The sequence below is a fragment of the Kamptonema animale CS-326 genome (assembly GCF_028330895.1).
Taxonomy (GTDB): Bacteria; Cyanobacteriota; Cyanobacteriia; order Cyanobacteriales; family Microcoleaceae; genus Kamptonema; species Kamptonema formosum.
The window spans coordinates 1-6,546 of the sequence record NZ_JAQMUA010000062.1; the positions used below are offsets into that span (position 1 = coordinate 1).

General features: G+C 42.6%; 6 protein-coding genes. 4 read left to right on the forward strand and 2 right to left on the reverse strand.

The genetic code is table 11. From position 1 onward, the window contains the following. Window positions 1–246 precede the first annotated feature (246 nt). On the forward strand, window positions 247–1,500 hold the full coding sequence (rodA, locus tag PN499_RS03740) for a rod shape-determining protein RodA (protein ID WP_272030349.1): 1,254 nt from the start codon (window positions 247–249) through the stop codon (window positions 1,498–1,500). A 224-nt stretch (window positions 1,501–1,724) separates the two neighbouring features. Here rodA and PN499_RS03745 read toward each other — a convergent pair whose 3' ends face one another. Next, window positions 1,725–2,765, reverse strand: coding sequence for a glycoside hydrolase family protein (locus PN499_RS03745; RefSeq protein ID WP_272030350.1), 1,041 nt, complete (start codon window positions 2,763–2,765; stop codon window positions 1,725–1,727). A gap of 581 nt (window positions 2,766–3,346) precedes the next feature. On the opposite strand from PN499_RS03745, the gene PN499_RS03750 reads away from it, so the two are divergent. Further along, window positions 3,347–4,102 carry an ATP-binding cassette domain-containing protein gene (locus PN499_RS03750; RefSeq protein ID WP_272030352.1) on the forward strand — a complete coding sequence of 252 codons (756 nt, stop codon included), beginning with the start codon at window positions 3,347–3,349 and terminating at the stop codon, window positions 4,100–4,102. A gap of 31 nt (window positions 4,103–4,133) precedes the next feature. Beyond that, a complete protein-coding gene (locus PN499_RS03755) occupies window positions 4,134–4,772 on the forward strand; it encodes an ABC transporter permease (RefSeq protein ID WP_272030354.1) in 639 nt (212 codons plus the stop codon). Between the two features lie 34 nt (window positions 4,773–4,806). Here PN499_RS03755 and PN499_RS03760 read toward each other — a convergent pair whose 3' ends face one another. Then, entirely contained in the window at window positions 4,807–5,394 is a 588-nt protein-coding gene (locus PN499_RS03760; RefSeq protein WP_272030355.1) for a DUF1802 family protein, read from the reverse strand. 160 nt (window positions 5,395–5,554) lie between these two features. Here PN499_RS03760 and PN499_RS03765 point away from each other — a divergent pair, with 160 nt between their 5' ends. Continuing rightward, on the forward strand, window positions 5,555–6,514 hold the full coding sequence (locus PN499_RS03765; RefSeq protein ID WP_272030356.1) for an aldo/keto reductase: 960 nt from the start codon (window positions 5,555–5,557) through the stop codon (window positions 6,512–6,514). Window positions 6,515–6,546 lie beyond the last annotated feature (32 nt).

The window sequence follows — 6,546 nt, forward strand, 5'->3', positions numbered from 1 at the left end:
AAGGCGGCGTTACGGATATATGTCCTAATGGTCTTGGCGACTGTTATATATTCTTATTGGCAGAAACTCCCGCAAACCAAAAATCCGATTCCCCAGGCCAGCCGGAACCACCGCGCCCAAGTCTGAATAATTTAAACTAAAATCTACAATCGTCTAGATTGAGGATAGTTGGCGGTAATCAAAAAATTTCAAATTAAGCAAAGCGCCCAATAATCTAAAATCTAAAATCTAAAATCTAAAATCTTCATGTTGAACAAACTACTGGTTAGAAATCGCTGGAAATCCATCATCCAGCCTTGGCAGGAAGTAGACCTATCACTATTCGCTGCCTGTATCGGTCTCACCGTGTTTGGGGGGATAATGATTCACAGCGTCGAATTAAACCAAGGGCGCATTGACTGGTGGCGGCACTGGGCCACTGGCGGCGTAGGTTTGGTACTGGCAATTTTAATCGCCCGCTGCCGCTACGAGATGCTGATTCAGTGGAAATGGATTATCTATGTATTCATTAATTTTTCACTAATCGCAGTGCGCGCGATCGGTATTACAGCTTTGGGGGCCCAGAGGTGGATCAACATTGGTGGCTTTCACGTTCAACCCTCAGAATTTGCCAAAGTAGGCGTGATTATCACCTTAGCAGCCCTTCTGCAAGCGCGACCTTCCCCATCCCTTGGGGATATGTTGAAGATGCTAGCAGTAGTTTCTGTACCTTGGGCGTTGGTGTTGTCGGAACCTAATTTAGGAACTTCGCTGGTATTTGGTGCGATCGCAATGGGAATGCTTTATTGGGGTAATGTGAATCCCGGCTGGCTAATCTTGCTAATATCTCCAATTATCTCCGCCCTCCTCAACAACGTATTTTTACCCACCTGGTTATTTTGGGTAGTAGGCATGGGTTTGATCGCTTGGCGGACATTACCCTGGCCTTGGTTAACAGCCCCTACTGCTGTAGCGATCAATGTGATTTCTGGTCAGGTCGGACACTTCTATTGGAATCTGTTAAAAGACTATCAAAAAACTAGACTGACAGGATTTTTAGACCCAGAGAAAGATCCTTTGGGCAGCGGATATCACCTCATCCAATCTCGTATTGCTATTGGTTCCGGGGGAGTTCACGGGCGGGGACTGTTTCAGGGAACTCAAACTCAACTTAACTTTATCCCCGAACAACATACAGACTTCATTTTCTCAGCTATTGGTGAAGAACTCGGCTTTATTGGGTGTATTTTAGTCTTAGGACTTTTCTGGTTTATTTGCTTGCGTTTGGTGATTATCGCTCAAACAGCTAAAGATAACTTCGGTTCTTTGTTAGCGATTGGAATGCTAGCAATGTTGGTTTTTCAGGTGTTCGTAAATATTGGTATGAACATCGGTTTAGCTCCTGTTACGGGGATTCCGCTACCTTTCCTCAGTTATGGAAATGCAGCATTACTGAGCAATTTTATTGCTCTGGGACTGGTGGAGTCTGTGGCAAATCATCGGCAGAGGTTGAAGTTTTAATAATTGGTAATTGGTAATAGCTAATAGCTAATAGCTAATAGCTAATAGCTAATGGCTAATGGCTAATGGCTAATTTACGCACCCCACCAAAGAAACCGGGTTTTTTGACGAAAATACTTCGTTTTCACCCACAGAATATCTCAAAAACCCGGTTTCTGGGACTCCCTGCGTAAGTCTTATAATTTCTACCTTCCCCATCTTCCCCATCTTCCCCATCCTTCTACTTACCTGGTTGTCCAGTTATGCCCCGTGTTTAGTTGAGAGTTCTCTAACCTTTCTTGATAAACTTGTTTGAGTTTAGGCATCGACTTTTCTAGAGAGCCGTTACCGAAACGCCGCAAAGACGGCCACACAGGAGCAACTTTGCTCGCGGCTATTTCAAATCTCCCCGCTTTGACATCCTGTAAAGCACCTTTTTCGCGAATTAATTCTAAAGCCACGCGGTTTTGATTAGCGGGAGTGAAATCCCTAATGCCAAGTTTTTTGGCAAAGCGATCCCATGTTGGGCTGAGAAATTGATACCGGCCCGCAGCGTCTGAACACAGCTTTTTTCCGTACCTACGGCTGCATTTCACTTGTCTGGGATGGTCGCGAAAACTAGAAAATTGAGCACCTGTATACTGAGTTCGGTAGCCATTGGGACTGTCTGTGCCTTCAGCTACAGCTATCGTGTGGAGAAAAGCTTTAGTGCGGGCTAGATAAAGGGGAGATACTGTTTTTCCTGATGAATTGACGCTTAAAACCTCTTCTTTGCGATCGGAGGGATGAACTGAGCTTAGTTGTTCTCCCTCTTTTTTGGTAAGAGGACTTGCTGTAAGAGCAACTTCACCGAAGAGTCGCACCGTCATCAAACCCAAGGTGAAGAATAAGCCAACGCACAAACTCCACGAACATCCGAAGCCAACAGGTGAGTCTAGAAATTTTACCAAATGCGATCGCATCTTCTGGCTATAAGTTGAACTCGCTTGCCAGGGCAATGTGGGCAACATCCCCATTTTGCTGCCATAAGTGAGGAGGGACTTCACTGCGGATAGCTTCTGCTTGCAGCTTTGGGATGCAAGTTTCTGGTGTTTGAGGCAAATCGCGAAGGCTCTAATATCCCCCGGAGTGACTTGTGCCAAAGGTTTTCCTGCAAACAGTCGAAATTCGTTAGCCGCCAGCCAGCAAGAGCGCTGAAGAGGGGGAGCTTTTCGTTGCACCCACAGGTGAATTAATTCTATGTCAGAAACCTGATACCGTTGGCTTTTTAGATGTTGTGCGTACATCACAGCTCTCCTCACAAGCAATTAAAAATTAAACAATGGATGAACCCCTAAACGATGCAAGCATTTTACTGACTTGAGTCTGAGTTGGATTCTTTAGGCATTTAGGCGCTAGGGGATCGTTTTTGGTTGAGCGATCGTAGTGGGACTTGGAGAGGGGATAGATACATAGGGGGAGAAAGGTAGAGGGGGGAAAATACCTCATCGTTAATCCTCATACTAAGCGGTCACTCCGTCAAGCTTTTGTCCTGATTAGATATCTACGTAGAAACCGGGTTTCTTAGAAAAATTGAAGACTCTCAACTAGATAGCTATGAAGAAACCCGGTTTCTGACCTTGACGCGAGTTTCTTAGAAAAATTGAAGATTATCAACTAGATAGCTACGAAGAAACCCACTTCCTGACCTCGACTTGCGTAAGTCCCGATCGAGTAACAAGGGATTAACTGACCAGGTAAAGAATATTTAAACTACTTTGCCTACTGGGGAAATTTCCGATAGTGCCGAGCTTACTGTCGCCAAATTAAATTGAATAAATCAATTATAGTAAATTTATGGCTTCTACTACAACCTGTGCAATTTTTCATGTTATCAAATAACGAGAGCGCTGTCGAATGCCTAGATGTTACTTATCGCCTAAACCGACGCTGTTTGGTAGATAAAATCAATTTTAAAGTGTTAAAAGGAGAAGTTTTAGTATTGCTAGGACGCAGTGGCAGCGGTAAAACTACTACAATGAAACTGATTAACAATCTGCTGACACCAACCAGTGGGGAAGTGATTGTATTGGGAAAACTGACAACACAGTGGAACCCAATCCAACTACGGCGACGAATAGGGTATGTAATTCAAGAAATTGGCTTATTTCCGCATTTCACGGTTGAGCAAAATATTGGTTTAGTGCCAAAACTAGAAGGTTGGGAACGCGATCGCATTGGCTCTCGCGTCCATCAACTGTTAGAATTAGTTGGGCTAGATTCTCAACTATTTGCCAAACGCTATCCTCATCAATTATCCGGCGGACAACGGCAGCGAGTCGGTGTCGCCAGAGCTCTTGCCGCCGATCCTCCTATACTATTAATGGATGAACCTTTTGGTGCTCTAGACCCCATTACTCGCTTAGAATTGCAGCGGGAATTTCGGCAATTACAACAGCAATTAGGTAAAACCGTAATTTTTGTCACCCATGATATTCAAGAAGCTTTTTTTCTAGCTTCTAGAATTGGCTTGATGCAAGATGGGCGTTTAGTAGAGTTAAATTCACCTGGTGAATTTCTAAATTCCCAAAACGCAGAAGCTCGCGCTTTTATTGAATGTTTGCAATTAGTTTCTAATCCCTGATCGGATTGTTAATTACAATTACCAATTACCAATGAATGAATTCCTAAATCGCTATGGGTCGGAAATGATTCAGCACACAATTGAACACTTAATTTTAGTGTCAATTTCAATTTTTGTCGCCGTCTTAATTGGTATTCCTCTTGGTATCTTAATCACGCGAAAACCTGAATTTAGCCAACCAATCTTAGGTTTTGCAAATGTAATGCAGACTATCCCCAGTTTAGCATTATTTGGCTTGTTAATTCCTGTTCCTGTTGTAGGCGGAATAGGAGCAAGGACGGCAATTATTGCTCTAACTCTCTATTCATTAATGCCGATTATCCGCAATACTTATACTGGGATTATAGGTGTAGATCCAGCTATTCGCGAAGCTGGGCGAGGGATGGGAATGACAGATTGGCAACTTCTATTTCAGGTAGAAATTCCCTTAGCAATGAGTGTAATTTTAGCTGGGATTAGAGTGGCGACAGTGTTTGCAATTGGCTTAGCGACTATTGCTGCTGCTATCGCCGCAGGAGGGTTAGGAGTATTTATTTTTCGCGGTGTGGCAACAGGGAATAATCAGTTACTTTTTGCGGGTGCAATTCCAGCAGCAATGATGGCATTAGCTGCCGATTTTGCTCTGGGTTGGGTGGAATTCTATCTAAATAAAACGCACACGAATAGCTAAATATTTAGGGATTTAAATTAATTAAAATCTCCTTTTATGACGATGAAAAACTTTCCGAACTTGCGATCGCATTACGAATTTCATTAGCTTTTTGAAGGTAATCTCTATCACTTAAAATTGGTAGAGAATTATCAATAGCAATTGGTTCGGCTAAATCAATCCACGAGCGACAGCCGCCGTATTCTTGGCGGTAGAGAATTTCCTGTGGTTCAGCTAACTGATAAGTTCGCAGTAATAAGATGTAAATAGGCTGATTAGATTTCCATTTTAGCCGCTCGCTGACAAATTTCTGATTCCAAATATGATAAGGAAATAAAGCCACAATTGCAGGTTCGTAAGCGAGTAAAAAAGCATCAGTTATGTTGGCCCAACTACCAATTCTAACCGTTTCAGGATGCCAACCTGATTCTACAACTTTCACCTGACTTGCATACTCAGGTTTTAGCAAATCCGGCTGTTGATGTTCAAAAGTAGGATATAGCAAAATCTGCTTGTGAATCAGATTAAAATGTCCACCTTGTTCGCGGATACCGCCTTTTCGCAACAGCATAATTGTTTTGCCATTTTCTAAGGCATTAATAGCAACATTCCATTCTTTCAGAGCGCTAACAGTTGATTCCATAGTATTTTTCCTACAATTTTAAAGTTAGTCGTAATCTGGTCATCTTAAGAATATTTGATAGCGATATTACCGCCAATAACGGGAAAATATTATGTTTTCATCTTAAAATTGTTGCATAATATGTAATGGCAAGGGTAGCAATCAAACTCAGGAGGTCAATATGGAAACCCGACAACTAGGCACATCTGGAATTGCCATCACCCCGATTATTATGGGGACTTGGCAAGCTGGTAAGCGGATGTGGGTAGGAATTGAGGATTCTGAGACAATTAAATCCATACGATCGGCTTTTGAGGCTGGTATTACTACCATTGACACGGCTGAGGTTTACGGTGAAGGACATTCTGAGCAAATTGTAGCGCAAGCCTTGTCGGATGTGCGCGATCGCGCTGTATATGCGACTAAAGTTTTTGCCAACCATTTGAAATACGATCAAGTGATAGAAGCGTGCGATCGCTCCCTCAAAAATCTCAATACTGATTATATCGACCTTTACCAGATCCACTGGCCTTCTGGGAATTGGAATAGTGCAGTAGTTCCCATAGAAGAAACCATGAGCGCTCTCAACAAATTAAAAGAACAAGGTAAAATTAGAGCGATCGGTGTTTCTAATTTTGACAGAACTCAAATAGAAGAAGCTGCGAAGTATGGACGCATTGATAGTTTACAGCCTCCTTATTCTCTATTTTGGCGGTGGGTTGAAAAAGAAACAATGCCCTACTGTGTGGAAAATAATATCACCATAATGGCTTATTCTTCTCTAGCTCAGGGGATATTGACAGGTAAATTTGGACCAGATCACAAATTTGAAGAAGGCGATCATCGAGCTAAAAGTAAGCTGTTTAAGAAAGAAAATTATGACCGGGTACAATCAGCTTTAAAGCAACTCCGCCCAATTGCTGAAAGACATCAAGTAAGTTTAGGGAATTTAGCTTTAGCCTGGTTAATTGCCCAACCTCAAACTAATGCAATTGTTGGGGCTCGTAATGTTGAACAATCAGTAGAAAATGCCAAAGCTGCTGAGATTAAATTGAGTGTAGAAGAACTCAAAGAAATTGACACAATTGGTCGAACCGTCACCGATCGTTTGGATGAAAACCCTGTAATGTGGGAATTTTAATCGTAACGCCGCCCTCTGGGCGGTCTAAATAC